We start from the raw sequence: 25,486 nt of genomic DNA, 5'->3' as shown, positions 1-25,486 counted from the left end.
CAGGTAGCCGCGATTGTTAATTACGCGTGAAACTGTCGTGGTTGACACACCGGCCAGCTTGGCCACATCTGATAATTTCAGCTGCATTTGCCCGTCTCCTTGTCATTTTTTCTCATTCAGTATACCACATTCCACTTTTTTCGCTATCGGAATGTTGATTTGTGTCAATCGATTGATATAAGAAAAGATAACCTGTATGATAGAATCCGTGAAAGGGTTCCATTTAATTGGAAACATTTTTGATGAACTTAAAGCCACCTCAACCTGCTTGGCGCTGGAATGCCGTCATGGTAACCGTTGGTATAGCTGGTAGCGTGCCACTTTTTTTGCGCCCACCAATGGGTCAATTTTCAGCATGGTTATTTCGATGTAATCTTTCGATTTGATCACGTGAGCTTCTGGAAAAAGTTCACGGTTGGCAAAGTAAGCATCGCCAATTTAAGTGACCAGCCAACCGTCTTTAGGATTCCCTAGCACCTTTAATCTGACAAAACTCGTTTTAGCAACCAGCCTGACACTCGCTTGGCCCGAACAGTTAAACTCGATCCTTGAGCCGCTAATCTTTATTCACTATGAAAGGAACCTCTCATGAAATTAACCAATCAAGCAATGCTCATTACTTATCCAGACAGTTTAGGAAACAACCTCAAAGACTTACAAGCCGTCCTTAACCACTACCTTGATGGCGTAGTTGGCGGTATTCATATCCTACCATTTTTCCCGTCTGCTGGTGACCGTGGCTTTTCTCCAGTTGATTATCAACAAGTTGATTCAAAGTTTGGCGACTGGCAAGACATCCAAACTTTAGCAAAAAAGTATTATTTAATGTTTGATTTTATGGTCAACCATATTTCCAAACATTCAAGTTACTTTCAAGATTTTCTCAAAGATCACAACCGCTCAACATACCGCGACATGTTTATTCATTGGGATGAATTTTGGCCAGCAGGCCGGCCAACCCAAAAAGACATCGATTTGATCTACAAGCGAAAGCCCAAGGCACCTGTTCAAAAAGTGACGTTCGCAGATGGTCAAAAAGACCAAGTTTGGAACACATTTGGCGAGGATCAAATCGACCTTGACGTCACAAAACAAGTCACCAAAGATTTCATCAAGGACACGTTGACCTTTCTAATGAAAAATGGCGCTGCCATCATCCGCCTCGATGCGTTTGCTTATGCGGTTAAAAAATTAGATACCAATGACTTCTTCGTCGAACCTGAAATTTGGCACCTTCTCAACCAGATCAATCAGATCACTGCACCTAAGGGAACCACTTTATTGCCTGAAATTCACGAAAATTACCACATTGTTCGTAAACTGACGGCTCATGGCTACTTTAGCTACGATTTTGCGCTCCCGATCGTAACCCTTTACAGTCTTTATTCAGGGGATGCTACTCGATTAACAGATTGGCTCAGGCAAAGCCCAATGCATCAATTCACTACCCTAGATACGCATGACGGCATCGGGGTGGTCGACGGCAAAGATATTTTATCCGCTGATGAACTGGATTACACCAAAGAAGAAATGTATAAAGTCGGCGCCAACGTGAAGCGGGTTTATTCAAGTACCGCTTACCATAACTTGGATGTCTACCAGATTAATACGACTTATTATTCTGCCCTAGGCGATAACGACTCCGCCTATTTACTGGCCCGGGCTATCCAAATATTTGCACCTGGAATTCCGCAAATCTACTATGTGGGCTTACTCGCCGGCAAAAATGACTTGGAATTATTGGAAGAAACCAAGGAGGGCCGCAATATCAATCGCCATTATTATCCGTTGGCTGAAATCGACCAAGAAACTAAGCGATCAGTCGTCAAGGACCTCTTTGCGTTATTACGGTTTAGGAATACGAGTACTGCATTTGACCTTGACGGCAAAATTCGAGTTGAACAGCCGAGCAAGTCAGCCATTATGATTGACCGAACGTCAGCCGATGGTAAAACAACGGCCCGCCTCAGCGCAAATCTCAAAACAAAAGCGTTCACGGTCGCAACTCAATCCGCCTCAAAGCCTTGGCAGCAACTTTTTACATCAAAAAAGTGAGCGAAGCCAGGCGCTTAGAAAGCGGAGTATAAGGCTCCTTGGACGGAAATTCCCGGGCTTGGAATTTTTGTCCGAGGTGCTTATACTCCGCTTTCTGCCTGGCGCAGCTGTCCTAAATCAGTGAGCGAAGCAAAGCGCTTAGAAGCTGGAGCCTAAGTTATCTTGGCCGGAAATCCCGGGCTTGGATTTTTGGCCGAGATGGCTTAGGTGCAAGCTTCTGCTTTGCGCAGCTGTCCTAATACACGGGCAAAACGCCCAGAAACATAACTATTGTCGATATTGGCCACTACTCAGATAACTGCGATTGTCCAACTAAGCTGGCGGTATCTATGCAAATCGTGGTATTCCAATGCTCACACGCTTCTGAATTTAGTCAGAAGTGGTTGACTAAACTCACTGCTTTGATTGGGCAGGCAAAACCCATCTTGCTTACCTCACCAACTTTGAATGATTACTTCCTTAGCTGCTTATCTACATCATCAATTGAGAGGTGATTCATCAACCGTTGAACCTCTGAAGTCACGTTTTCTCGCTGAAGTTTGATAAAATGCAAATTCTTCATCGCCAAATCGACATATTTGGCAGTATCTTCTGGATTCATTAATCACTACCCCCCAATTATTGATTTGCTAGCTTTGCACTTTAAGCTTATTTTCTGCCATCACTTTATTAGTATAGTACTCCAAGTCGTCAACTACCTGCTCATCGGGTTCCCCCTTTTGCGTGGCCGAATGCAAACGCTGTTGAGCAACCGCCCAATAAACTAAATTATCGGTTATTGGCAGGATATCCCGAATGACTTCAAACTGAAAATTATCTTCATTTGAACTTTTCATGCTCAAATAATTCTGCCAGTCGGTTACCATCCGAATATTGGCGTGCTCCTTTTTGGAAAGTGCTTGGATGATAACAAAGTGAGAATTCTTATTGGCCTCATCCAATTGTGCTTTTAACACCTTAATTTGATCCGGTTCTAATTTAATTGCCATACGATCACTCCTCTCTGTTCTAAATAAAACAAGCGAGTCAAAGCGGTTAGAAACCAGAGCAGCAATTTCTCTAATAGAAATTCCCAGGCTTAAAATTTTTTGAAAAGATGCTTACACGTGATTCCTGATTTGCACAAGTGCTTTCCACACATCAACGGTTTAGCCGTTAATAACCCCAATTGATTGATTTACAAACTGGTTGTCTTTAAATGCCTTTAATACCAATCTCGCAACTATATTCGCTGAAATATGTCCATTAGGCATTTTTTGCCCTTCATTAAATAATCGATAATTAGCACTAACTTGGGTGACTACTCTGGGCAACCTAATAACAGAATACGGAATTTCGGCCTCATCAACAATTTTTACTGCATATCTTTGCTGTTTTATAAACTCTTTGAAATCTTTAACCCCCGGGTAAACCGGCTGCTGATTTAATTCATCGTCAATTCCAGCATACGATAGCATCACAAAATGGCTGATTGGCGGCTGGACTTCATCAATTCCCGCAAATAAGGCTTCAAAATCTAGATCAACGTCATTAGGCCCTAGGGCAGCTAAGATCCAGTTAACGGCCGGCAAGACTTTAACATAGGCACTTGAATCTTGAAAGTTGCTGGTCAATTCTTGCAAATGAATCGTGGTGTCGTCTATCAGCCGCTGATGTAAGGCGGCCACGACCGGATGATTTTCATTTAAACACAATAGTTTTTTCAAGGGAAAACTTCCTAACCTAAATGGTTTATTATTTTTTCTGTGTGTATCATAATTAATATGTACCATATCTGCACTAGGAAATCAAAGGAGGATGAAAGATGTCTCAAACCATCACAATTGGTAAAACCAACGTATCGTCAACGCCACTTGGCTTCGGTACTAATGCTGTCGGCGGTCACAATCTGTTTCCAAATCTCAATGAAGAAACTGGGATGGACTCAGTTCGGGCAGCTTTAAATAGCGGGATTACGCTACTAGATACCGCTTATGCCTATGGTCTCGGCCGATCCGAAGAGTTGATTGGTCAAGTCATTAAAGACTACGATCGTTCTAAAATCACAATCGCTACCAAGGGGGCCCAGATCGTCGACAATGCGGGCAATCCGGCCATTAGCAACGACCCAAAAGACCTAAAGCGATTTGTCAAAGATAGTCTGCAACGACTGCAAACAGATTACTTGGATATTTTCTATATTCATTTTCCAGATGACCAGACACCAAAAGACGAAGCCGTCGCCGCGCTAAACGAACTTAAACAGCAGGGGCTGATTCGGGCGATTGGCGTTTCTAACTTTTCTTTGACCCAGTTAAAAGAAGCCAACAAGAATCATCAAGTTGACGTTGTTGAGGACCAATACAGCCTGGTTCATCGCCAGCCTGAAAAGGAACTCTTTCCTTATTTGAGACAAGAACATATCTCATTTGTCCCGTTCTTCCCGCTAGCATCAGGCCTACTGACCGGCAAGTACGATGGTACGCCAGTTGATTTTCCAGATGGTGATTTGAGAAAGGCCGACCCGAACTTCTCTGGCAGCCGTTTTAGGGCCATTACCGAAGCAGCCCAGAGCCTTCAACCAATTGCGGATAATCACGACGCCACAATTGCCCAAATTGTATTGGCTTGGTATATCAAGAACCCAGATGTTACAGTCGTCATCCCCGGTGCCAAAAATCCCAAGCAAGTCCAAAGTAATGCCAAAGCAATGAACATTGTCCTATCGGATGAAGAATATAACCGGATAGATAACGCGTTCAAACTATCGTAGGTAGCGTCAAACAACTAAAAGCCCACCTGATGGAGCGTCATTGGCTTAGCTTTCGACACCAAAGTCATCCTAAAAGTCCCCAGTCTGGGGATTTTTTATTAGGTCGCTTATATCACAGAGTTCAATTAGCTAAACGGCTTGTATACTTATTCTATTCAACTTCACCATCTCGGGCGCTCTTCACCGGTTCCACGTTAAAATTGGGTTCGATTTGTAACTCTTTAATGCGTTTTTCGCCCCACTCGTACATTTGCTGAATAATTGGCATCAAAGAACGGCCTAACTCTGTAATTCGATAAATTACTTTTACTCGTGAATCATTAATCACTTCCCGAGAAATCAGGCCGTCTTCTGTCATCTCCCGCAGTTGATTAGTCAAAACCTTATGAGTCACTTTGGGCATTAACCTCATCAATTCGTTAAATCGATAAGCCCCATCCATGTTCAAATGAAACAAAATCACAATTTTCCATTTACCGCTAAACATTGAGAGGGTTAATTCTTTTGAGCAGCTAAAATCGCCGTCTTGAAGACGATCTCTCACATCTTTTCTGATAATATCAGTCATAAAATCTTTCCTTTCGCGTTAGGTGACTGGGTGAAGTGGCGGCATATGGTAATCCCGAGTGATAACGGCCTGGTTTTTCTCTTTTATTTGGATTAGGACAGCTCCAGAAAGCAGAAAGCTGCGTGTAAGTTGACTTGCCCAAAAATTCAAACCTTGGATTTCCGGTTCGCCATTATCTAGATTAGGACAGCTCCGCAAAGCAGAAAGCTGCACCTAAGCCGACTTGCCCAAAAATCCAAACCCGGGATTTCTGGTTCACCATTATTTAGATTAGGACAGCTCCGCAAAGCAGAAAGCTGCACCTAAGCTTGCTTGCCCGAAAATCCAAACCCGGGATTTCCGGTCAAGCAAGCTTAGGCTCCGCTTTCTAACCGCTTTGCTCCGCTCACTTATTCAAGGCACCTTAAAGTGCGTTATTGTATCAAATTAATACCAAGTATAAAATAGAAACCATGCTGAAACAAGAAAGGAAGAGAATTTATGAGTCAAGTTGCTGTAATTGTCACCAATGATGTTGAAGACATTGAATTTACCTCCCCAGTTGAGGCACTCAAAAAAGCTGGTCATGACGTAGTCGTTATTGAAAATCAAGCTGGTAGCAAAATTACCGGCAAACACGGGGTTGCCATTACTGCCGACAAAGGAATTTCAGATGTTTCCCCCGATGATTTTGACGGCCTATTGATTCCCGGCGGTTTTTCTCCAGATCAATTGCGGGCAGATGAGCGGTTTGTGAACTTTGTCAAAGCTTTCTTGTTGGCAGACAAACCTACCTTTGCCATTTGCCACGGTCCCCAATTATTTATCCAAACCGGCTTAGTCGAAGGTCGGACCATGACTTCTTACCAAACCGTTCAACCAGACCTTTACTACGCTGGCGCTCGGGTAAAGGATCAATCCGTAGTTATCGACAACAACTTGGTAACCAGTCGAACACCAGATGACTTAGCTGATTTTAACGCTGGGATGTTAGCAACCTTGAAAAACAATTAACCGACTGGGGAATTAATATAAACGATTCCGCCAATTATGCATAATTGATTCGCATATTGAACAAGCTTCTACTATAATAAGAGTAGAAACTTGTTCTTTTTTATTTATATCCGAACGATAGGAGCGCTATTATTAATGTTAACTTCAATTGCCCACTTTTTTGATTTCGAGGGCCGGAAAACAAATTTTCGAACTGAAATCATCGCCGGAATTACAACGTTTGTTTCAATGGTTTACATTCTGTTCGTGAATCCCAATGTTTTAGGCGTCAGCGGGATGGATAAAGGCGCAGTCTTTACGGCCACCGCTTTGGCTTCTGCTTTTGGTTGCTTTTTAATGGGATTTTTGGCAAATTATCCCATTGCGATTTCAGCTAGTTTAGGCATCAACGCTTTTTTTGCCTACTCGGTTGTTATTGGCATGAAAGTTTCTTGGCAAACTGCCTTGGCCGGCGTCTTCGTGGCCTCAATTATTTTTATGATTTTGACGGCCTTGAAACTGCGGGAAAAAATTATTGATTCGATTCCAGCCGACCTAAAAGCCGCAATTGGTGGTGGTATCGGCTTATTTATTGCCTTCATTGGGATGAATGATGGTGGCCTAATTCGAGCCAACAAAGATACGTTGGTCAGTTTAGGCTCCTTTCGAGTGGGAACGACTTGGCTCACAATTTTTGGCCTAATTGTGACGATCATCTTGATGAGCATGCGGGTCCCCGGCGCAATTTTTATCGGTATGGTTCTCAATGCAATTTTAGGAATGGCAACGGGGCTTATTCCGCTGCCTCATCAATGGGTTGCCGCAATGCCAAGTTTGGCGCCTACGTTTGGCGTTGCTTTGACCCATGTCGGCAATATTAACTCGCTTCAATTAATTGTCGTCGTCCTCACGTTTTTGCTAGTGACCTTCTTTGATACAGCCGGCACTTTGGTTGGCCTGGCTGAACAGGCCGGCTTCATTAAAAACAATAAAATTCCCCGAATTGGCCGCGCATTGATTGCTGACTCGTCCACCATGTTAGCCGGCTCACTGTTAGGGACATCCCCAATGGGCGCCTTTGTTGAATCGTCTGCTGGCATTGCCGTGGGTGGTCGAACCGGCTTTACCGCCATTGTGGTCGGCATTCTCTTTATTTTAGGAACTTTCTTTTCACCACTATTGACCGTTATTACCAGCCAAGTTACCGCACCAGCCTTAATCATTGTTGGTATTTTGATGGCCCAATCACTCAAAAATGTTCATTGGGAACAATTTGAAATCGCGGCCCCGGCATTTATTACCCTGGTTGGCATGCCATTTACGTATAGTATTGCCGATGGGATTGCCCTTGGCTTTATCACGTATCCCATTACGATGATTGCAGCTAAGCGGGGCAAAGAAGTCAGCGCGATGATGTACGGGTTGGCAATCGTCTTTGTCTTTTTCCTTTGGATCTTAAATCGCTAAATTTTTTTGACCTCGCCCCTGAAAAGCGGTAAAGTTAGAGAGTTGCTTTGACAACTGAATAATTTACAAGGAAGGAATTTATTATGAATTCTAAGACTAATTTTCTCGGCATCGACAGTGTACTTGATTTAACCAAGGCTGCCGTTGTCGCTGCCCTCTACATCGTGTTAACGATGGTCTTTGCAGCCGTAAGTTACGGACCGGTTCAATTCCGCTTTTCCGAAGGATTGAACAACTTGGTTCCCTTTAACAAGCGTTACATCGTCGCCATTACTTTGGCTTGCTTTATTACAAATATCATGTCACCTAATGGGGCCATCGATATGGTAGTGGGGACCTTTGAAACGCTCATCAACTTGGTAACGATTTACTTGGTGACTAAGCACATGAAGTCACTTGTAAACAAGCTGATTGCTTCCGTTTTGATTGGGACATTCTACATGTTCATTATCGGTTTTGAAATTGCAATTATTGGCCACTCTGCATTCTGGCCTACATTTTGGGGAACCTACCTCACTGCCGGTATTGGTGAATTTGTCACAATGACTATCGGCGCGGTAGTGCTTTACCTGATTAATTTAAGGTATGACCTTTCCAAGTAACCTGAATTGAATTGCTGATTATCTCATCCTACCAACTAGATCGTTTTGATCAAGCTGGTAGGATTTTTTATTTGTCCAAAATTCTCAAAACAATTTATTGTTTCCGCTTCCGAATCACGTATACTAGGGGTGTGGGTGAAATTAATCACAATGACCTGGTAGCTCCGCAAAGCAGAAATTCCAGGCGCGGGAATTTCTGCCTGAGGAGCCTTACACTCCGATCCCTAAGCGCTTTGTTCCGCTCACTATCTTTATAGGAGGTTTTCTATTATGACAGAATTATTTGCAAGTCCTAGCACCTATATTCAAGGTCCGGGTGAATTGTTCGATAGTTCAGCTTATATTGAAAAGTACGGCAAAAAGGTATTACTACTCAGTGATTCAACCGTCCTTAAAATTGTTGGCAATGATTTTAACAACTATTTAGCAAAAAATGGCTTTGATGTGAACTTAGTCACTTTCAATGGTGAAGCATCCGAAACCGAAATTGATCGGGTCACTAAAATCGGCAAGGACAGCCAAGACCAAATCATCATTGGCCTTGGCGGTGGAAAGACTGCTGATTCAGCTAAAGCAATTGCCGACAACTTGGGGATTGCCGTGATGATCGCGCCAACCATCGCGTCAACCGATGCCCCTTGTTCACGACTTTCAGTCATTTATACGGATGATGGGCAATTTGACCACTATCGTTTCTACAAAAAGAATCCAGAAATTGTTTTACTTGATACTAAAGTCATTTCAGGTGCTCCAGTTCATTTATTAATTTCTGGCATGGCTGATGCCTTGGCAACCAACGTTGAAGCGACTGACGTTCGGATTGCAAATGCCGATAACATGCTCGGTGCCAAGCAAACCATCGTTGCCGGCTCAATCGGCCAAGCTTGTGAAGACACTTTATTTGAATATGGTGAACTTGCTATTTCCGCTAATAAGCAACACGTTGCCACCCCGGCACTGGATAAAGTCGTCGAAGCTAATACCCTACTTAGCGGCTTAGGCTTTGAAAGTGGTGGCCTGGCAGCGGCTCATGCCATTCACAATGGCTTTACCGCTTTATCAGGTGACATTCACCACTTAACCCATGGTGAAAAGGTCGCTTATGGCACCCTGGTGGAACTTATTTTAGACGGAAGTGACAAGCAGCGTTTCAAGAAGTTCTTAGACTTTGATTTGAAGCTCGGCTTACCAACTACATTAGCCGACCTGCACCTCGGCGATGCTTCCGACGAAGACTTGATGAAAGTTGCCACCCAAGCATGTGATCAGAACGACACGATGAAATACATGCCAACCGCTATCACGCCAGACGACGTTTTTGCCGCCATTAAGGCTGTCGATGAGTATAGTTCGGACTATCAAGGAAATGAGTTCAGAGAATAAGGCTTGAACTTGTTTATCTAATATCAAACCCTTAAAAACTACCAAAGCTTATCAGTTTGGCTGCTTCCAATTAACTGATAAGCTTTTTTATCGCTCATAGCATTGGGCTTTCAAATAACCAACTGCACGTCCCTTTCCCGTGGGCGTTCTAGCTTGACTTTTTCATAAGAAATTGTAGAATAAGGCTAATTTAAAAGTATCTTTTACTTTTAAATTAAAGTAAAAGATACTTTTAGACAAATCTATCATAAATTTCAAAGGAGACCAATATGAAAATGCAAGGGCTTAATCACGCAAATATTTGGCGGTTCAAGTTAACAACCGCAACAATGACGTTAATTCCGGCTGCCGTTGGGATTAATTATGTCGCCAAGGCCCTGGCCGAAGGGCTAAAATTGCCCGTTTGGCTAGGGTCCCTGGGCACTTTTTTAGCCAGCATGCTCGCAGGACCCGTTGCCGGCGCCATTAGCGGTTTTATTAACAACGTCATTTACGGCCTGACATTATCACCGATTTCTACAGTATACGCCATTACCAGTATTGGCATTGGCGTTGCGGTGGGGGTGCTTCACGCCAAGGGGTGGTTCTCATCAGCTAGCCGGGTGTTTGTCTCCGCACTGATTATCGCAATCGTGTCCGCGGTCATTTCAACGCCGCTGAACGTTATCTTTTGGGGCGGCCAAACGGGGATTGCGTGGGGAGATTCTTTGTTTGCCTTGTTAGTGGCCAATCACGCTCCGGTTTGGCTTGCGTCATTTATCGATGAGTTTGTCCTAGATATTCTTGACAAAGTTTGTGTTGCTTACTTAGCATTTTTCATTTACCGTCAGCTCCCTCAACGCATGGTGCGCTTCTTTGGAGATGATCAACAATGACCGATCAACGCATTCTGTCAGAAAATTCTCATCCAAAGCCCAGATGGTATAACACGATTGATCCAATTACCAAACTGCTCATGATCTTAGACTTTTCCCTGTTAAGTTTTAGCACCCATCGTTTGTTACTCGAAGCTGGTTTTATTTCCGTAACGTTCCTGCTATTATTGCTTTCAAAAGTAAGCCCAACAACGCTTAAAGCCTTAGGATTCAGCCTGTTTTTAATTTTAACAATGCTGGTTATTCAAGGATTATTTTATAGTAAAAATCAAGTCGTCCTGTTAACCATACTGGGAGTCAACTTTTACAAAGAAGGCATCATTTACGCAGCTACTTTGGGATCCCGGGTTCTCGTAATTATTCTATCAACCGGTTTTTTCATGGTGACCACCAGTATTTCGGAAAATGCCAAGTATTTAGAGCAAACCGGGCTTTCGTATCGGACGATTTATCTTTTAATGTCCGTGTGCTACATTTTGCCTGAAATGATGCGCAACATGCATAAAATTCAAATGGCCCAAAAAGTTAGGGGAACCAACCCCCAAAAAACATTAATGCAAAAATTAAAATCGATCCTGCCAGTTTTGATTCCGTTAGTCATTAAAACCCTTGATCAATCAATGGAACGATCAATTTCACTTCAGCTGCGCGGATTTAATAATCCAAAACGCCGGGCCTTGGCAACCCCATATCATTATCGATTGGCACCGTTGGCTCACATTAGCTTAACAATGATCGCAATTCTTTTAATCGGGTGGCAGATATGGTCAAAAATCAATCTATTTCTTTAAAAAATCTCAGCGTTAAGTATCCCGGCAGCACCGCTCCTCAGTTAAAGCAAATGACGGCCCAGGCTGACTCTGGTCAAATCATTGGCATTGTTGGCAATAGCCGCTCCGGCAAAACCACGTTATGCCAGGTGCTATCAGGCGTCATTCCAACCATCATTTCAGCAAAAGTCAGTGGCACTTACACATTAAATGGTCACTCGCCAGTCGATGATTGGCCTGCCTACAACCAGCTCACCGGTGTTGTTCTCCAAAACCCAGCTGGCCAACTTAGCGGGTTAGCAGATACCGTTGCTGATGAAATTGCCTTTGATTTAATTAACCAAGGCATTCAAGAAGCCGTCATCACCAAACGGGTAAATCAAGCTGCGATGCAAATGGGCTTAACCGCCCAACTCACCCAACATCCAGAAAGCTTATCCGGCGGTCAACTACAACGGCTGGCAATTGCAAGTGCGATTGCCACCGACCCCCAGATACTAATTTTGGATGACCCCACCAGTGAAATGGATCCCGTTGGCCGGCAGCAGTTTTTCAACTGGTTGGCAGGCGTTAAGGCGACCACCTTTATTGTTTCAAATGAAATTGATGATTTATGCGAAATTGCAGATCTTATCTGGGTTCTCCAAGATGGCCACCTAGTTGCTCAGGGAACTCCCCACCAAGTTTTCAATCACCTATCCGCCAACTGGCAGCTTCCAGCGCCAACTTCATTTCAACTGGCGCAAAAAATGAACTGGCGATTGCCAACCAGCGATTTTCCAGTTAACTTTCAGGAACTAAGGGAGGCTATCCATGCCACAAATTGAATTAACGCAGCTTCAATACACATACCCTCAGCAGTCATTTCGGCTTGCCATTCACCATCAAGTCCTGTCAGACTCATTAATTGCCTTAGTTGGTCAAAACGGCGCTGGGAAATCTACCATTTTTAAACTCTTAACGGGGTTGTTAACCGCTGATTCAGGGTCAATCAAGATTAATCACCAAGAATTAAGCGACCTAACGCCAAAGCAACGCCTCAAATTGATTGGCATTACCTTTCAAAATCCTGACGACCAACTGTTCAACGCAACCGCTCAAAAAGAAGTTGAGTGGAGTCTTTCACAAGTCATGGCCAATAAACAACAAATAACGCTTAAGGCCAAGGCCGCGTTGGCAAAGGTTGGCCTTGAGCAGCAAGCTGGTGAGAATCCATACGATCTTTCTTTATCTGAGCGGAAACGCCTCACCGTTGCCACGGTGCTAGCAGTCGATCCATTAGTTTACTTATTTGATGAGCCGCTGATGTCCTTGGATTGGTATAGCAAACAAATGATGACAAAAATTTTTCATCAACTTGCTGCTTCTGGCCATCAAATCATAACCATCACTCATGATATGGACTGGGCAGCTGCTGAATTTGAGTCACTCAGCGTCATGGCAAACGGCCATTTCAAGTTTTCCGGCACCCCAAAAGCCTTCTTTAGTAATCGGTCTTTGATTCAAGAAGTTGGCTTACTGCCGCCCAAAATAATGACAATCGCTGAAAAGTTGGGTGATTCTCGTCCCTATTTATCCGTTGAAGATTACTACCGGCAACATTCAAAATAACGTTTAATAATTAAAAAGTGGTTATCAATGCCCTTGTTTTGGCAATGATAACCACTTTAGTTTAATTACAGCTCCTAGATAACGCAGTTGCCGTTTTGGTTAAGAATCCGCTCCATTTAATTAGCCCGCGTCATGGGCAATCTTTTGATACAAAAAGCATCCCGTTTCATGATCGTTCACTAAGCCTGCTGCCTGCATAAAGGAATAAATGACCACTGGACCGGTAAACTTAAATCCAGCCAGCTTCATTTGCTTACTTATTTGTTTAGCAACTTCAGTCGTGCTGGGAATCTCCTCGTGTGATCGATAATGGTGTTGAATCGGCGTTTGATTGACAAACGACCAAAGATAGTGATTGAATGTCGTTCCCTGTGACGCCATCGAGGCAATCACTTTTGCATTTGCAATAATCGCTAGAATTTTACGCTTATTGCGAATGATTTGCGCATTTGCCAATAACTGAGGCAGCTGGGGTTCCAACGACTGCACTTTAAGATAATCAAAATCAACGAATGCGTCTTTAAAGGCTGACCGTTTATTTAAAACCGTCTGCCAGCTCAAACCCGCTTGCATAATTTCTAATGATAACAACTCAAAGAGCTTCTGGTCGTCGTGACAGGGCCGGCCCCACTCATTGTCATGGTAATTTCTCATGAGCTCATTATCCGTATTGGCCCATGAACATCTTATTAGGTCTGATTTCAAGAGATTCCTCCTAAAAATAGTGAGCGAAGCCAGGCGCTTAGAAACTGGAATATAAGTCTCCTCTCACAGAAATCCCCGGGCCTGGGATTTTTGTGAGAGGTGCTTATATGGAAGTTTCTGCCTGGCGCAGCTGTCCTACATAAGTGAGCGAAGCAAAGCGCTTAGAAAGCGGAGTGTAAGTTTACTTGGCCGGAAATCCCGGGCTTGGATTTTTGGGCAAGTAGGCTTGCACGCAGCTTTCTGCTTTGCGCAGCTGTCCTACATAAGTGAGCGGAGCAAAGCGGTTAGGGATCGGAGTGTAAGGCTCCTCAGGCAGAAATTCCCGGGCCTGGAATTTTTGGCTGAGGTGCTTACGCGCAGATCCCTGCTTTGCGCAGCTGTCCTATCAGTGAGCGAAGCCAGGCGCTTAGAAAGCGCCAGGTAGGCTAGGCGTTTCACGACCGTCTGAGCCTAAGTGATCTTCAAACCAGCGCTCTAAGGGAACATTCACCCTCACTCGTCGATTAGGCGCTAATGTTACAACATTTGTTTTGACCAATTTGGACAACATTTTGGTTCCTAAACTCCCCGCTAAGTGTGGCAGGCGCTCGGAAAAATCAATGCAAGTTTGAACTTGAGTTTGATGAATTGGTTCAGCTAAAAAATGGCTTAACCGTTGTTTACCAACTTCAGTCAAAATATATTTGGTTGGCGTCAGCTTCCTAACCAGATTTGCTTGGATTAACAATTGAAATAATCTCACGCCAACCTTTCCGGCTAGATGGTGATAACACGTTCGAGCCTGACCAATTGCAACAGCTGACTTTCGTCGAGATAGCCTGCCCCATACTTTCGTTCCAAGATTTGAGATTGTCTCAACTGATCTAGTCAATCTAAAATAGTTTCGGCCTGCAAAAAAACGACGTTCAACTATTTGCTGCTTTTCTAAAACCCCTAGTTGATTCTGACCAATCTGACAATCTAAGTTAATCTCCTTACAAACTTCATTTAACGTTAAAAATCGCTGACAACTTAAAACTGATAACAGTTGCTCAGACATCATCCTTAAGCATCTCCTTAATTAATCCAATTGATTTAAATATGCGTAAAACCCGGGAATCAGATCATCAACTAAATTTGTCGGTGAATATAGAACAAATTTATGGTCTTTTTGTGTTGCGACCAATTTAGCCTGTTTTAACAGCTTTAGATGATGAGAAACGGTTGAGGCGCTCATTGTCATAATCTGTCCCAATGACTGGGTTGTCAAAGGCTCATCGGATAAATACTTCATCATCCGCAACCGTATGGGATCGCTTAAGGCATTAAATATGTGGGCTAGTTCATCTGGATTCACTTTCGTTTTGATTTTATTAAGGGCATCATACGTAATCGTCACGCCATCTTCAAAGCGGTCAACAAATAAATGCGGCCAGACAAAGTAGCTGGGCATCAATAAAATAACATCGTGATTTCCCAAATTAATTTGCTGATCAAATGGCTTAGTAACCAACAATTGATTTTGCTGCCAATGGAGTCGATCAACTTCTAAGTGGTTGATTAGATGCACGAAGCCATGGTCTCTTAAATACTTTGACTGCGCCTTGATTTCATTAATCAGAAATTGACTCAATGAACGATCTGACCAAGTTTTGTCAAAAACCTTTTGTCGATAATCTTCAATAAACGCTAATAGATGACGATAAACCTCTTGGGGCTTTGTCCGCAAGTCAGTTAATAATTGCCGAGAATTGGTTGGCTGGTAGTCTCGCCATTCCAGCCCTTTAGCAAGCTTGGGGATAAACTGATTCTCTCGTTGCTGAGCCACTTGCTCCAAGCTGTTCCAAACAACCTTTGGATTTTCATGAGTGAGAAACTGAGTTAAATTATCGATTTCTTCATCCAAATCATTTGTTAAATTTTCAAAGTTATTAAAGAAAATTGGTGGCACACCTAACTCGTAAATCAGTTCAAAATAATGCAATTGGTCAAAAAACGCATCCGTTAGTGACTGCCGGGCTGCCAATGCCCAATCAATATTTAGGCCATGGTGACGGGGATTTAAAAGCACATGTAAGCTTCTAAACAATTCATTCAGTGGTGAATACACAAACTGAACTCGTTGGGTTAGCGTCTCGTTAGTTTGCATCGCATAACTGCCAAAATTAATCTTAATCGTCATGGACATCCCCTCCCTTCGATTTCAAAATTCTCGAATCGTTTGATTGTGATGCAAGTTAATCCTATCATGAAATCACAATAATTCAAGGAGGATTACGATTCGTGACTCGTAAAACAAATACAAATACCCATATCATGGCTGGTCAAACAAAAAATCGTTTGATTATCATTGTGGCCGGATTAGGGATGCTGCTTTCAACATTGGACACTGGCATCATTAATGTCGCGTTGCCTTTTTTACAACACCAATTTCAATCGACGACGAGTACGACTGCGTTGAGCGTTGTAGGCTACACCACCAGCTTAGCAGTATTGATTTTGCCGCTCGGTTATTTAAGTGATCGAGTTGGACGGCTCAAAGTATCCCTAGCCGGTTTGTTAATATTTGGGTTTGGTTCAATCTTGTGTGGCTTAGCGACCAATATCTTGAGCTTAATCATTTTTCGTATCATTCAAGGAATTGGTGCGGCCGCCTTACAGTCAACATCAGCCGCCCTAATTACAACCCTTATGGACAAGGATAAGATTTCAAGTGCTTTAGGAATATTGGGAATTATGATTGGCTTAGGCCCAATTCTAGGACCATCGATTGGCGGTTTTCTATTAGCCTTAAATGCTTGGCAGCTTATCTTTTGGCTGAATGTCCCCTTCGCAATTTTAGGGATTATTTGTAATCAACGCTTGCTTAACCAGGTTCATGAAAGTACTACTCGAAATAAATTTGACCTATTGGGCAGCATCATCAATGCGCTAATGATTATCTGCTTGTTAGCGGGCTTTTCATTTCTAAGCAAGTCATCTGATTTTAAGTTAGCCATTATCCTCATTACCTGCGGCGTTGGTTTAGCATTGGGCTTTTATTTTTTTGAAATCAAGTCAAACAATCCACTGATTGACTTTCACTTATTTTCTGAGACACCTAAAATCTGGCTATTTTTATTGCAAACCGCCGTTTTTGGCTTTACGTCGGCAATTATCTTTTTAATCCCACCATTTCTTTTTGAAAAAATCATGCACATCGGCGTTGGAACAACGGGATTATTAGTCCTTGGCGCCCCAGCAGGATTAGTTATTTTTTCACGGATCTCTGGTAACCAAAATGATGGGACTAAAAGTCAAACGTTTAGCCGTTGGGGGCTCATTATCATTGCGTTAGCTTTTATCAGTTTAGTGCTCGTCAACACTCACTGGCCAGCAATTATTACTGGCTGTCTATTTTTATTTGGAATCGGTGGTGGTTACTTTCAGCCAGCCAATATTGCAACGATTATGCAATCTGGATCTAGCACGCATCAAGGCGCAATTGGTTCATTACAACGGATGATTCAAAATATTGCCATTGCCAGTGGTACCGCTATCGGTTCAACTTTAATCAACCAAACGACTCCTAACTTGCAAAAAGGCATTCTGTATAATTGGATAGTTGCAATGGTCTTAGTGCTTCTGATTCTTACGATTGATTTTATGGTAAGTCATCCTAGTATCAAAAAAGCCAAGCAACCAGCTTTAAAATGATTGCTTAATAACTGTCACGAGCTTACTGATAATCCATGGTTATGCCAAGAGTAACGTTGATTAAATTCACAGTTATCTCTTTTTACATAATAATCCATAGTCGCCTCGAACGTTTCTTCGACGAGGTGACTATGGATTATTTGATTATTGAATGGTTACGCTAATAGAAAATCGTTAAGCCTAATTGCCACCGGGGGTCTTCGGCAAAAACTGGCTTCAAGCCCTTTTCCTCAAAGTGCCTGATTCATCACTTTGATTAATTGCTCGATCTTTGCCGGTGGCACGCCCATCGTGATGGCAGCTCTCAATGGCATGTTTTGAAACATTTTGGCTGTTGGATCGGTTTTATCAATTGAAATTTTATCAAAAATCGGTGCCAGTCCCGCCTGCTTGACAGCCGCTAAAAATTCAGGCCGCTTCAGCAAGTCGCCAATATAAGTCCGTTGGTCAACCGGCAATCGCTTAGCTGGTTGCCAATCTAATTCGACGGTTCCAGATAATCGGATATCAGCACTACTTGAGCCAACTAGAACGTCATATTGGCCGTTATCCACCTGCCAGCCCGGCGTTTTAGGATTGTACCAACTAAACGCCCGCTGATTTAATTCAAAGTTAACGGTTCGGGCTTCTTGTGGCCTTAGCGTCACTTTCACAAAGTTGGCCAAGGCTTTCTCTGGTTTCTCAATTTGACTAGTCCGGTTGCCAACATATATTTGAACCACTTCGGCTCCCGTTCTTGAACCGCTATTCTTAACCTGAACGCTGCCAATAACGCGATCACCGACTACTTTTAATTGAAGATCGTGATACTCAAACGTCGTGTAGCTCAAGCCAAAGCCAAATGGGAACTGAACGGCTTGTTTCTTTTTATCATAGTAGCGATAGCCCATAAATAGGCCTTCCCGATAATTTTCATCATCAAGGTTCGCGTTAAACGTGAGGTAACTCGGCGTATCTTCCAACCGCAGTGGGAAGGTCTCCGCTAGTTTGCCGGCTGGATTGACCTTACCGGATAACACGTCCCAAGTCGCTTCACCGACCGCTTCGCCAGCTAAGTAAGTTTCCAAAACCCCGGCCACTTGGCTGATCCATGGCAACCGCACCGCTGACCCATTTTGAAGCACAACAATCACGTGAGCGTTAACTTGGCTTACCGCATGAATCAATTGAACTTGATTGGCCGGCAAATCAATACTGGTTTTATCGAAGCCTTCCGATTCTACCTGCTCTGGATAACCGGCGAAAATAACCACTTTATCAGCGGCCCGGGCGGCTGTGACTGCCGCTGAAATGGCAGTTGCATCAACCTGGTCGTCGGCAAGTTTGTAGCCAGTCGCAAACGTAGCGTCGGGCTTTGCCTTTTGGATAGCTTCTAAAGGCGTTACCAAACGATGCGCATTCACATGCGAACTGCCACTGCCTTGATAACGGGGATGTTCAGCCAACTCACCGATAACGGCCAGTTTATCCCCATCGTTAATTGGCAACCCATCGTTGTCGTTTTTCAGTAACACGAAACTAGCCGCGGCTAGTTTACGGGCAAATTCGTGCTGCTCATCCATATCATATGAAATGCTGGGGCTAGTTGGGTCAGGCGCCCAATTAGCGAGCATTTTCAAGACCCGCCCAACAGCTTTATCCAAATCGTTTTCTGATAACTCATGCTGCTTAACGGCGGCCACGACCTCAGCTACTGAAGCGGCCCCTTTGCCGGGCATTTCTAAGTCTAAACCGGCTTTGATGGCTGCCGGGTGGTCAGCCACAGCTCCCCAATCGGACATGACTAATCCCTGGTAGTCCCACTCATCACGCAAAATGTCGGTTAACAGCCGATGGTTTTGTGAATTGAGGGTACCGTTAATAGCGTTATAAGAACACATTAAGGTGGCCGGGTGAGCCTGTTTGACAATTTTTTCAAACGCGGTTAAATAAAGTTCGCGCAGTGTCCGTTCGTCCATGTTCGACGATGACGTAAAACGGCGATTCTCTCGGTTATTGGCCGCAAAGTGTTTGACACTAACCCCGACACCTTTTGATTGGACGCCTTGAACGTAGGCTGAAGCAAGTTCGCCGACCAAATAAGGGTCCTCGGAAAAATACTCAAAGTTCCGGCCGGCCAATGGACTGCGCTTTAGATTAACTCCCGGCCCCAGTACAATTCCCAGCTTCTCAGCTCTAGCGGCGTCGCCCAGATGTTGACCAAGCTGATTCAAAAGTTCTCGGTCAAATGAGCAAGCGGTGAGCGCCGACGCTGGAAAGCACACGGCCTCAACGCTGTCATTGATGCTGGTTTGGTCTGGCGAGCCTAGTTGCTTCCGCAATCCAGACGGCCCATCGGCAACCATCATCGCTGCCAACCCCAACCGGTCAATTGCTGCGGTATACCAAGAATTCTTTCCCGACACTAGGGCCGCTTTTTCGGTTAAGGTTAATTGATCAATTAATTGACGATCAATTTTCATAATTCTACTCACTTCCAATTTATTGACATCATCATTTAAATTTATGAAATCTTGGCTATTAATGGTGAAAAATTAATCTGACTCCCTGCATATTCAACGCCCGGTGAATGGCCATTGACGCCCCGCCAAGCAGTGTCGCCAAGTTAACGTCTTTGGACATCACTAATGGTGGGACAAGTGGCATAAAGGCCAGCTTCATTTGAATGTTCTTCAAAATTTCTGGGATCTGGTCAATTAAAGGTGAATTAAAGAAGACCATCTGTGGGTCATAAGCCGCGATTAAATCAGCCGTTACGATTGCCAGATGATAACAAAAATCATCAATCAAATTGAGAATTTCTGCATCCCGTCGATTGTAATCAACTGCTAACGTTTCAAGTGAATAGTCATCCTGTTTCTTTAACGTAGCGGCCTTCTCAATGATTTTAGTTTGTGACCATTCCGCATCAAAGCTTGGCAAAGCTGCCAGCCGACGCTTTTTTTTGCCTGTATCTTGGATGATAATCCGGCCAATTTCGCCGGCTTGGCCATAATTCCCCGTATATAACTGGGTATTCAAGATAATTCCCGCCCCGATGCCTTCGTGGATACTAACCGAAATGATGTTTTGTAACTCCTGTTTACTAAAATCCTGTTCAAAAATGGCTGATAAGTTCGCTTCGTTCTCTAGGATGACGGGAACCGCATATTTGTCTCGGAAAAAGCCCACTAAGTCAAAGTCATCGTAGTCAATAAACGGCGACGTTACAATTTCACCATCATACACAACGCCAAAGACTGCAATGGAGAGCGCCAGTAACCCGTTGACCGAATCAAATTTCGGCAGCTGATTAATCTGTTCTTCCATCATAAGGGCGATATCAGAGATCGCTTGTCGCTTGATTGGCTGAGTACTGTGCTCTAGCGTCCGCCCATCCAGCTTAGTCACCAGCATTTCCAATTCATGACCCGAAATACTGAAATTAATGACATAGCCGTATGCGGCATTAAACTCAACTAACTCAGGCTTTCTGCCACTTGTCCCAGTCGACTTGTCTTCACCAAGACTATTAACTAACTGCCGGTCAATAAATGTCCCAACAATATCTGAGACCGACATCTTGTTAAGTCCTAATCGCTTTGAAATTTCGTTTCGAGAAATCGGTCCGTTATTGATAATCGCTTGAAGAACCGATCGTTCATTGTGGTTGCGCATGACTTCTTTGTTAATGATCATTGTTATTTGCTCACTTTTCTGATGCAAGGTGGATTGGGAGAAGGGTTTGCATAGGCAGTCGAGGTACTTCATGAGCATGCTTTATTACCTAATTGAGCGTGCAATGGCAACTGTACGAAGCGTTTAGCCTAGATACTTTCTAACCGCTTTGCTACGCTCACTCTTCGTTTTCCCTTCGATGTTTTTCCGCTAAATCCGTTTGCATCTTCTTTTCAATGCTATCAACATGATAGAACATTAAGGCGATCGCGGAAAGGGCGAATCCTAATAATGGGACCCAGATATAGTTCATTTCAATTCCATGCAGAGAGGCTGCGGATTGGGTCTTGTTGGCCACATAACCAGTTATTGACAAGATCCAGCCCGTGATTACGCCGCCAATGCCCATGCCTAATTTGGCACTAAAGCTTGAAAATGAAGTAACGATTCCTTCTGCTCTGACACCATTTTTCCATTCACCATAATCCACGGCATCGGCCAACATCACGGCAATCAAACCAGAAACATATCCGGTTCCAAGGTAGCCAACAATTGTCGCAATGATAATGATCGTCACGCTCAAGTGAGTGGCGCCAACACTCAACAGTAATTGGCCAGCAACGGCCATAATCATCCCTGCTAACATTGTATTTCGCTTACCAATTAATTTAGAAGTCAACGGTGTTAGCACCACCGCCAGCAGCGAAACAAATTGCAAGCTCAGCACAAACGACGCCAAGCCGGCATTATTCATATTGTATTTAAAGAAATAAACTGTGACTTGTGACCTCGTCTGCATGCCCATCCAATAAATAAAGTTGATAAAAATGATGATTGCCCAAGGCCAGTTTTTCTTCAACGCTTTCAATGAATCCTTAATGGGAATTGATTGACGAGAGCTCTTAGTTTGCACCCGTTCTTTGGTGTTCTTGAATACCACCGCAAAAATTAAAACAACCACAATCCCAACGATCAGTGCCCAGATAAACCAGCCATGAGCACTAGTCGTCGAACCGCCACCAAAGAAGGCTACCATCGTTAAGGTAATCCCGGTAATAATGGCAGCGCCGGCCGTTCCCATAAACTGCCGAATCGTTGACAAAGTGACGCGCTCCTGTGGGTTACTGGTTAATGATGGCAAAATCGAAGTAATTGGAATGTTAACTGCCGAATACAAAACATCAACGCCAATGTAGGTTACATAGGTCCAAATTAACTTCCCAGTTAAGCTGAGGTTTGGCGTCGTAAAGACTAACACACAGAAGACCGCAAACGGAATCGAGAACCATAACCAGTAGGGCCGACTCTTGCCCCACTTGGTATGGGTGTGATCAATCATAATACCCCAAAACGGCCCGTCAAACGCGTCAACGATCCGAGCAACCAAAAATAGTGTTCCAACCGCTGCGGCACTGATACCAAACGTATCAGTATAAAAGATCATTAAGTAAGTTCCGACCATTTGAAACGATAAGTTACAGGCAAAATCACTCAAACTATAAGAGAATCGTTCACTCCATGGCACCATGTTCTTAGCGACGGCCGTCGGTTTGACTTTTGACTCATCACCGTTAGAAACTGTTTGATTCATAATGAACACCTCGTATGATTTAGGCCGGTTTCACAAAATAATCGCTTGCGCGTTCATTCTTTACGCTGGCCATTTTTGATATTGATAAATTCAACTTTCGAATTGAATTATATTGTAACCGGTTCCATAAGTCAATCTGTTTAATCAAACTTATTTTGATATATCAATCTCGCCTTATAACCAGGCGTTTATAACCTATTGATTTGTAATTTGATTAATTGAAAGCGTTGACATTTTAAAGCTTGCCGATTACACTATTGGTGACAATTAATAAATTCAACTTTCAAATACAAACTAGAGGTGTCCAATTATGAAGTTTACTGATGGTTATTGGCTGACCCGACCGCAATACGAGATCCAGTCACCCAAAGAAGTCTTTGATTATCGCAAAACGACCGATTCATTAACGCTGTACGCGCCATTTAATAAAATTAACGATCGTAATGACGAACTAAACTTAGGGATGACAACCATTAAGCTCACGTCACCGGTCGAAGGCGTGATTGGCGTTAAGCTCACCCACTTTGACCAAAACAATCCCGGCCCATCGTTTCAATTAGAAAACGAGCATCCGGCAGTTACCATCCAAACCGGTGAGCATGAACTCTCCTTTCAATCAGGCTCATTAACTGCCAAAGTACCGTTTAAAGCCAACTTTGAACTCGACTTTCTCCACGACGACAAGGTCATCACTAAGTCGATGGAGAAAGCTGAGGGCGTCATCCATGATAAGGAATCCAATAAGCACTACATGCGTGAGCAGCTTTCCATGGGGGTTGATGAATTGATTTACGGCCTGGGCGAGCGATTCACTTCGCTTGTCAAGAACGGCCAATCTGTCGATATTTGGAATCGGGACGGCGGCACTGGCAGCGAACAGGCCTATAAAAACGTCCCGTTTTATCTCAGCAGCGAAGGCTACGGTGTCTTCGTCGACCAGCCTGAGAAAGTTTCGTTTGAGGTTGCTTCAGAAAATGTTGACCGCACCCAATTTAGTGTCGAAGGCGAATCATTGCAGTATTACGTGATTGATGGGCCGACGCCTAAAGATGTGTTAAATAAGTACACCCGCCTAACCGGGCAGATTTCTCTGCCGCCGGCTTGGTCATTTGGCCTTTGGCTGTCAACCTCATTTACCACTGATTACCGTGAAGAAACCGTCATGAAGTTTATCGACGGCATGCGGGACCGCAAAATCCCCCTCGATGTCTTTCACTTCGACTGCTTCTGGCAAAAGGGCTTTGAGTGGTGCAACTTCGCCTGGGATCCAGAACAATTTCCCGATCCAGAAGGTCTAATCAAAAAGATTCACGACCGTGGGATTAAGGTCTGTGTTTGGATCAACCCATACATTGCCCAAAAATCACCACTATTTGAAGAGGGGCGCAAGAATGGCTACTTCATTAAACGCCAAGACGGCAACGTTTGGCAGTGGGACCTTTGGCAAGCTGGCAACGGCTTCGTTGATTTTACCAATCCAGCAGCTGTTAAGTGGTACCAAAGCAAGCTAAAAGCCCTCTTAGATATGGGCGTTGACTGCTTCAAGACTGATTTTGGCGAACGCATCCCAGTCGAAGACGCCGTGTTCTTTGATGGTTCAGATCCAAAGCGGGAGCATAATTACTACACTTACCAGTACAATGAAGCCGTCTACGACTTACTGAAGCAGGAAAAGGGGGCTGACCAAGCCGTGGTCTTTGCCCGGTCAGCTACGGTTGGCTCACAGAAGTTCCTAGTTCATTGGGGTGGCGACAACCTTTCCCGCTACAAGTCAATGGCCGATTCGCTTCGCGGGGGCCTCTCCTTCTTAGTTTCCGGGTTTGGTTTTTGGAGCCACGACATCAGCGGTTTCGAAGAACATGCGACGCCAGACTTGTATAAACGTTGGACCCAGTTTGGCTTATTATCGTCACACTCCCGTTATCATGGTAGCGTTCAGTACAAGGTGCCGTGGTTGTTTGACGAAGAAGCCGTTGAAAATACCCGCAAATTCGTCGACTTGAAGTTATCCTTAATGCCTTACCTGTTCAACGAGGCGGTTAATACCCACGAAACCGGCACCCCACTGATGCGGCCTGTCTTCTTGGAATACACCGACGACCGCAACACCTACTTCCTGGAACACGAATATATGTTGGGCAGCGACTTGCTGGTGGCGCCGATTTTCAACGCAGAGGGCGATGTTAAGTATTACCTGCCAGCTGGTAAATGGACCAACATCCTTACAGAAAAGCACTATGAAATTTCAAAGGGCGGCGAATGGTTGAGCGAACACTACGACAACCTAAACTTGCCATTATTGGCTCGCGAAAGCAGCGTACTTTTACGTAATCCAAATGCAACACACGCCGAGTACGACTACACCGATGCGCCAGACATCAACTGTTATGAAATTGCCGACGGCGCCAAAGTTTCAACCCGAGTCGTGGACGAACACGGTGCCCATGCTGGCGCTGTGACGGTCAGCCGGCAAAACGATCAGCTGACAATTGCGACTAAAGGATTGAAGGGACAGTCGAAAGTCTTGGTTCATGCGGATGGGACAGTTAAAGAATTTGTGATGAATGGTGAAGAATCTACGTTCACAATTTAAGGTGAGTAAATTAAAGGACGATCCTGACAACCGTTTGAGTTGTTGAGATCGTCCTTTTTGGTGTGATCGTTTGGAGCAGACTGATTTGTTGGCTTGGTTATGATGATAAAATCTTAGTTTTGTAATTGATGACAACTGTTAAGAAGTGGATAATCCACTACAACCCTTACCGAATTCAGATAAAACTAGGCGACACATCGCCGATAAAAT

At 43.9% G+C, this 25,486-nt stretch carries 23 protein-coding genes; 12 read left to right on the top strand and 11 right to left on the bottom strand.

Features of this window, described 5'->3' with window-relative positions:
* Positions 1 to 87: LacI family DNA-binding transcriptional regulator (locus YK48G_RS07585; RefSeq protein WP_203630125.1), on the bottom strand; the 87-nt coding region annotated here is incomplete at its 3' end.
* 501 nt (positions 88 to 588) lie between these two features.
* Between YK48G_RS07585 and gtfA the strand changes: the two genes are divergently transcribed.
* Complete coding sequence (gene gtfA / locus YK48G_RS07580; RefSeq protein WP_203630122.1) at positions 589 to 2,055, top strand: sucrose phosphorylase; 1,467 nt, start codon at positions 589 to 591, stop codon at positions 2,053 to 2,055.
* 451 nt (positions 2,056 to 2,506) lie between these two features.
* On the opposite strand, the gene YK48G_RS07575 is transcribed toward gtfA, so the two are convergent.
* The 3 genes from YK48G_RS07575 to YK48G_RS07565 all read right to left on the bottom strand — a co-directional run bounded on the left by YK48G_RS07575 (position 2,507) and on the right by YK48G_RS07565 (position 3,761).
* Positions 2,507 to 2,656, bottom strand: a complete 150-nt coding sequence (locus tag YK48G_RS07575) for a hypothetical protein (RefSeq protein WP_203630121.1) — start codon at positions 2,654 to 2,656, stop codon at positions 2,507 to 2,509.
* A gap of 28 nt (positions 2,657 to 2,684) precedes the next feature.
* Positions 2,685 to 3,044 (bottom strand): hypothetical protein, encoded by a 360-nt coding sequence (locus YK48G_RS07570; protein WP_203630120.1) that lies wholly within the window; start codon positions 3,042 to 3,044, stop codon positions 2,685 to 2,687.
* A gap of 159 nt (positions 3,045 to 3,203) precedes the next feature.
* Positions 3,204 to 3,761, bottom strand: a complete 558-nt coding sequence (locus tag YK48G_RS07565; RefSeq protein WP_203630119.1) for an NAD(P)H-binding protein — start codon at positions 3,759 to 3,761, stop codon at positions 3,204 to 3,206.
* Positions 3,762 to 3,859: 98 nt separating this feature from the next.
* Here YK48G_RS07565 and YK48G_RS07560 point away from each other — a divergent pair, with 98 nt between their 5' ends.
* Positions 3,860 to 4,807: an aldo/keto reductase gene (locus YK48G_RS07560; RefSeq protein ID WP_203630118.1), complete on the top strand. Its 948-nt coding sequence runs from the start codon at positions 3,860 to 3,862 to the stop codon at positions 4,805 to 4,807.
* Positions 4,808 to 4,958: 151 nt separating this feature from the next.
* Here the strand turns inward: YK48G_RS07560 and YK48G_RS07555 are convergent, their stop codons facing one another.
* Positions 4,959 to 5,375, bottom strand: a complete 417-nt coding sequence (locus tag YK48G_RS07555; RefSeq protein WP_203630117.1) for a winged helix-turn-helix transcriptional regulator — start codon at positions 5,373 to 5,375, stop codon at positions 4,959 to 4,961.
* A gap of 480 nt (positions 5,376 to 5,855) precedes the next feature.
* On the opposite strand from YK48G_RS07555, the gene YK48G_RS07550 reads away from it, so the two are divergent.
* From YK48G_RS07550 to YK48G_RS07515, 8 genes are all read left to right on the top strand, one after another.
* The gene (locus YK48G_RS07550; protein WP_203630116.1) at positions 5,856 to 6,368 is read left to right on the top strand and encodes a type 1 glutamine amidotransferase domain-containing protein; all 513 of its coding nucleotides are present in this window, start codon (positions 5,856 to 5,858) and stop codon (positions 6,366 to 6,368) included.
* Between the two features lie 135 nt (positions 6,369 to 6,503).
* On the top strand, positions 6,504 to 7,814 hold the full coding sequence (locus YK48G_RS07545) for an NCS2 family permease (protein ID WP_232365321.1): 1,311 nt from the start codon (positions 6,504 to 6,506) through the stop codon (positions 7,812 to 7,814).
* An 83-nt stretch (positions 7,815 to 7,897) separates the two neighbouring features.
* Positions 7,898 to 8,416, top strand: coding sequence for a QueT transporter family protein (locus YK48G_RS07540; protein ID WP_203630115.1), 519 nt, complete (start codon positions 7,898 to 7,900; stop codon positions 8,414 to 8,416).
* A 270-nt stretch (positions 8,417 to 8,686) separates the two neighbouring features.
* Positions 8,687 to 9,799 (top strand): glycerol dehydrogenase, encoded by a 1,113-nt coding sequence (locus tag YK48G_RS07535; RefSeq protein WP_203630114.1) that lies wholly within the window; start codon positions 8,687 to 8,689, stop codon positions 9,797 to 9,799.
* A 269-nt stretch (positions 9,800 to 10,068) separates the two neighbouring features.
* Positions 10,069 to 10,674, top strand: a complete 606-nt coding sequence (locus YK48G_RS07530) for an ECF transporter S component (RefSeq protein WP_203630113.1) — start codon at positions 10,069 to 10,071, stop codon at positions 10,672 to 10,674.
* Positions 10,671 to 11,465 (top strand): energy-coupling factor transporter transmembrane component T, encoded by a 795-nt coding sequence (locus YK48G_RS07525; protein ID WP_203630112.1) that lies wholly within the window; start codon positions 10,671 to 10,673, stop codon positions 11,463 to 11,465. The genes YK48G_RS07530 and YK48G_RS07525 overlap by 4 nt, the downstream gene beginning before the upstream one ends.
* Entirely contained in the window at positions 11,438 to 12,271 is an 834-nt protein-coding gene (locus YK48G_RS07520) for an ABC transporter ATP-binding protein (RefSeq protein ID WP_203630111.1), read from the top strand. Before YK48G_RS07525 ends, YK48G_RS07520 begins: the two co-directional genes overlap by 28 nt.
* Positions 12,258 to 13,055 (top strand): energy-coupling factor ABC transporter ATP-binding protein, encoded by a 798-nt coding sequence (locus tag YK48G_RS07515; protein ID WP_203630110.1) that lies wholly within the window; start codon positions 12,258 to 12,260, stop codon positions 13,053 to 13,055. The genes YK48G_RS07520 and YK48G_RS07515 overlap by 14 nt, the downstream gene beginning before the upstream one ends.
* 120 nt (positions 13,056 to 13,175) lie before the next feature.
* Here YK48G_RS07515 and YK48G_RS07510 read toward each other — a convergent pair whose 3' ends face one another.
* The 3 genes from YK48G_RS07510 to YK48G_RS07500 all read right to left on the bottom strand — a co-directional run bounded on the left by YK48G_RS07510 (position 13,176) and on the right by YK48G_RS07500 (position 15,921).
* The gene (locus YK48G_RS07510; RefSeq protein ID WP_203630109.1) at positions 13,176 to 13,760 is read right to left on the bottom strand and encodes a DNA-3-methyladenine glycosylase I; all 585 of its coding nucleotides are present in this window, start codon (positions 13,758 to 13,760) and stop codon (positions 13,176 to 13,178) included.
* A gap of 406 nt (positions 13,761 to 14,166) precedes the next feature.
* Positions 14,167 to 14,802 carry a transcriptional regulator gene (locus YK48G_RS07505; protein ID WP_203630108.1) on the bottom strand — a complete coding sequence of 212 codons (636 nt, stop codon included), beginning with the start codon at positions 14,800 to 14,802 and terminating at the stop codon, positions 14,167 to 14,169.
* A gap of 18 nt (positions 14,803 to 14,820) precedes the next feature.
* The gene (locus tag YK48G_RS07500; protein WP_203630107.1) at positions 14,821 to 15,921 is read right to left on the bottom strand and encodes an ArsR/SmtB family transcription factor; all 1,101 of its coding nucleotides are present in this window, start codon (positions 15,919 to 15,921) and stop codon (positions 14,821 to 14,823) included.
* A 134-nt stretch (positions 15,922 to 16,055) separates the two neighbouring features.
* On the opposite strand from YK48G_RS07500, the gene YK48G_RS07495 reads away from it, so the two are divergent.
* Positions 16,056 to 17,435: an MFS transporter gene (locus tag YK48G_RS07495; protein ID WP_203630123.1), complete on the top strand. Its 1,380-nt coding sequence runs from the start codon at positions 16,056 to 16,058 to the stop codon at positions 17,433 to 17,435.
* A gap of 230 nt (positions 17,436 to 17,665) precedes the next feature.
* Here YK48G_RS07495 and YK48G_RS07490 read toward each other — a convergent pair whose 3' ends face one another.
* From YK48G_RS07490 to YK48G_RS07480, 3 genes are all read right to left on the bottom strand, one after another.
* A complete protein-coding gene (locus YK48G_RS07490) occupies positions 17,666 to 19,897 on the bottom strand; it encodes a beta-glucosidase (protein WP_203630106.1) in 2,232 nt (743 codons plus the stop codon).
* A gap of 58 nt (positions 19,898 to 19,955) precedes the next feature.
* Positions 19,956 to 21,113: an ROK family transcriptional regulator gene (locus YK48G_RS07485; protein ID WP_203630105.1), complete on the bottom strand. Its 1,158-nt coding sequence runs from the start codon at positions 21,111 to 21,113 to the stop codon at positions 19,956 to 19,958.
* Positions 21,114 to 21,270: 157 nt separating this feature from the next.
* Complete coding sequence (locus YK48G_RS07480) at positions 21,271 to 22,683, bottom strand: MFS transporter (protein WP_203630104.1); 1,413 nt, start codon at positions 22,681 to 22,683, stop codon at positions 21,271 to 21,273.
* A 310-nt stretch (positions 22,684 to 22,993) separates the two neighbouring features.
* Between YK48G_RS07480 and yicI the strand changes: the two genes are divergently transcribed.
* Positions 22,994 to 25,276 (top strand): alpha-xylosidase, encoded by a 2,283-nt coding sequence (gene yicI / locus YK48G_RS07475; RefSeq protein ID WP_203630103.1) that lies wholly within the window; start codon positions 22,994 to 22,996, stop codon positions 25,274 to 25,276.
* The last annotated feature ends 210 nt before the right edge of the window (positions 25,277 to 25,486 follow it).

This window comes from Lentilactobacillus fungorum (assembly GCF_016860605.1).
In the GTDB taxonomy this organism is placed as follows: domain Bacteria; phylum Bacillota; class Bacilli; order Lactobacillales; family Lactobacillaceae; genus Lentilactobacillus; species Lentilactobacillus fungorum.
The sequence above is the reverse complement of the archived record's forward strand: the minus strand, read 5'-3'. Positions and strand labels throughout refer to the sequence as shown.

Bases quoted from the DNA above. Each gene is read 5' to 3' on its own strand.
- gtfA (WP_203630122.1), top strand. From the start codon at position 589: ATGAAATTAACCAATCAAGCAATGCTCATTACTTATCCAGACAGTTTA.
- YK48G_RS07575 (WP_203630121.1), bottom strand. From the start codon at position 2,656: ATGAATCCAGAAGATACTGCCAAATATGTCGATTTGGCGATGAAGAAT.
- YK48G_RS07570 (WP_203630120.1), bottom strand. From the start codon at position 3,044: ATGGCAATTAAATTAGAACCGGATCAAATTAAGGTGTTAAAAGCACAA.
- YK48G_RS07560 (WP_203630118.1), top strand. From the start codon at position 3,860: ATGTCTCAAACCATCACAATTGGTAAAACCAACGTATCGTCAACGCCA.
- YK48G_RS07555 (WP_203630117.1), bottom strand. From the start codon at position 5,375: ATGACTGATATTATCAGAAAAGATGTGAGAGATCGTCTTCAAGACGGC.
- YK48G_RS07550 (WP_203630116.1), top strand. From the start codon at position 5,856: ATGAGTCAAGTTGCTGTAATTGTCACCAATGATGTTGAAGACATTGAA.
- YK48G_RS07545 (WP_232365321.1), top strand. From the start codon at position 6,504: ATGTTAACTTCAATTGCCCACTTTTTTGATTTCGAGGGCCGGAAAACA.
- YK48G_RS07540 (WP_203630115.1), top strand. From the start codon at position 7,898: ATGAATTCTAAGACTAATTTTCTCGGCATCGACAGTGTACTTGATTTA.
- YK48G_RS07535 (WP_203630114.1), top strand. From the start codon at position 8,687: ATGACAGAATTATTTGCAAGTCCTAGCACCTATATTCAAGGTCCGGGT.
- YK48G_RS07530 (WP_203630113.1), top strand. From the start codon at position 10,069: ATGAAAATGCAAGGGCTTAATCACGCAAATATTTGGCGGTTCAAGTTA.
- YK48G_RS07525 (WP_203630112.1), top strand. From the start codon at position 10,671: ATGACCGATCAACGCATTCTGTCAGAAAATTCTCATCCAAAGCCCAGA.
- YK48G_RS07520 (WP_203630111.1), top strand. From the start codon at position 11,438: ATGGTCAAAAATCAATCTATTTCTTTAAAAAATCTCAGCGTTAAGTAT.
- YK48G_RS07515 (WP_203630110.1), top strand. From the start codon at position 12,258: ATGCCACAAATTGAATTAACGCAGCTTCAATACACATACCCTCAGCAG.
- YK48G_RS07505 (WP_203630108.1), bottom strand. From the start codon at position 14,802: ATGATGTCTGAGCAACTGTTATCAGTTTTAAGTTGTCAGCGATTTTTA.
- YK48G_RS07500 (WP_203630107.1), bottom strand. From the start codon at position 15,921: ATGACGATTAAGATTAATTTTGGCAGTTATGCGATGCAAACTAACGAG.
- YK48G_RS07495 (WP_203630123.1), top strand. From the start codon at position 16,056: ATGGCTGGTCAAACAAAAAATCGTTTGATTATCATTGTGGCCGGATTA.
- YK48G_RS07490 (WP_203630106.1), bottom strand. From the start codon at position 19,897: ATGAAAATTGATCGTCAATTAATTGATCAATTAACCTTAACCGAAAAA.
- YK48G_RS07485 (WP_203630105.1), bottom strand. From the start codon at position 21,113: ATGATCATTAACAAAGAAGTCATGCGCAACCACAATGAACGATCGGTT.
- YK48G_RS07480 (WP_203630104.1), bottom strand. From the start codon at position 22,683: ATGAATCAAACAGTTTCTAACGGTGATGAGTCAAAAGTCAAACCGACG.
- yicI (WP_203630103.1), top strand. From the start codon at position 22,994: ATGAAGTTTACTGATGGTTATTGGCTGACCCGACCGCAATACGAGATC.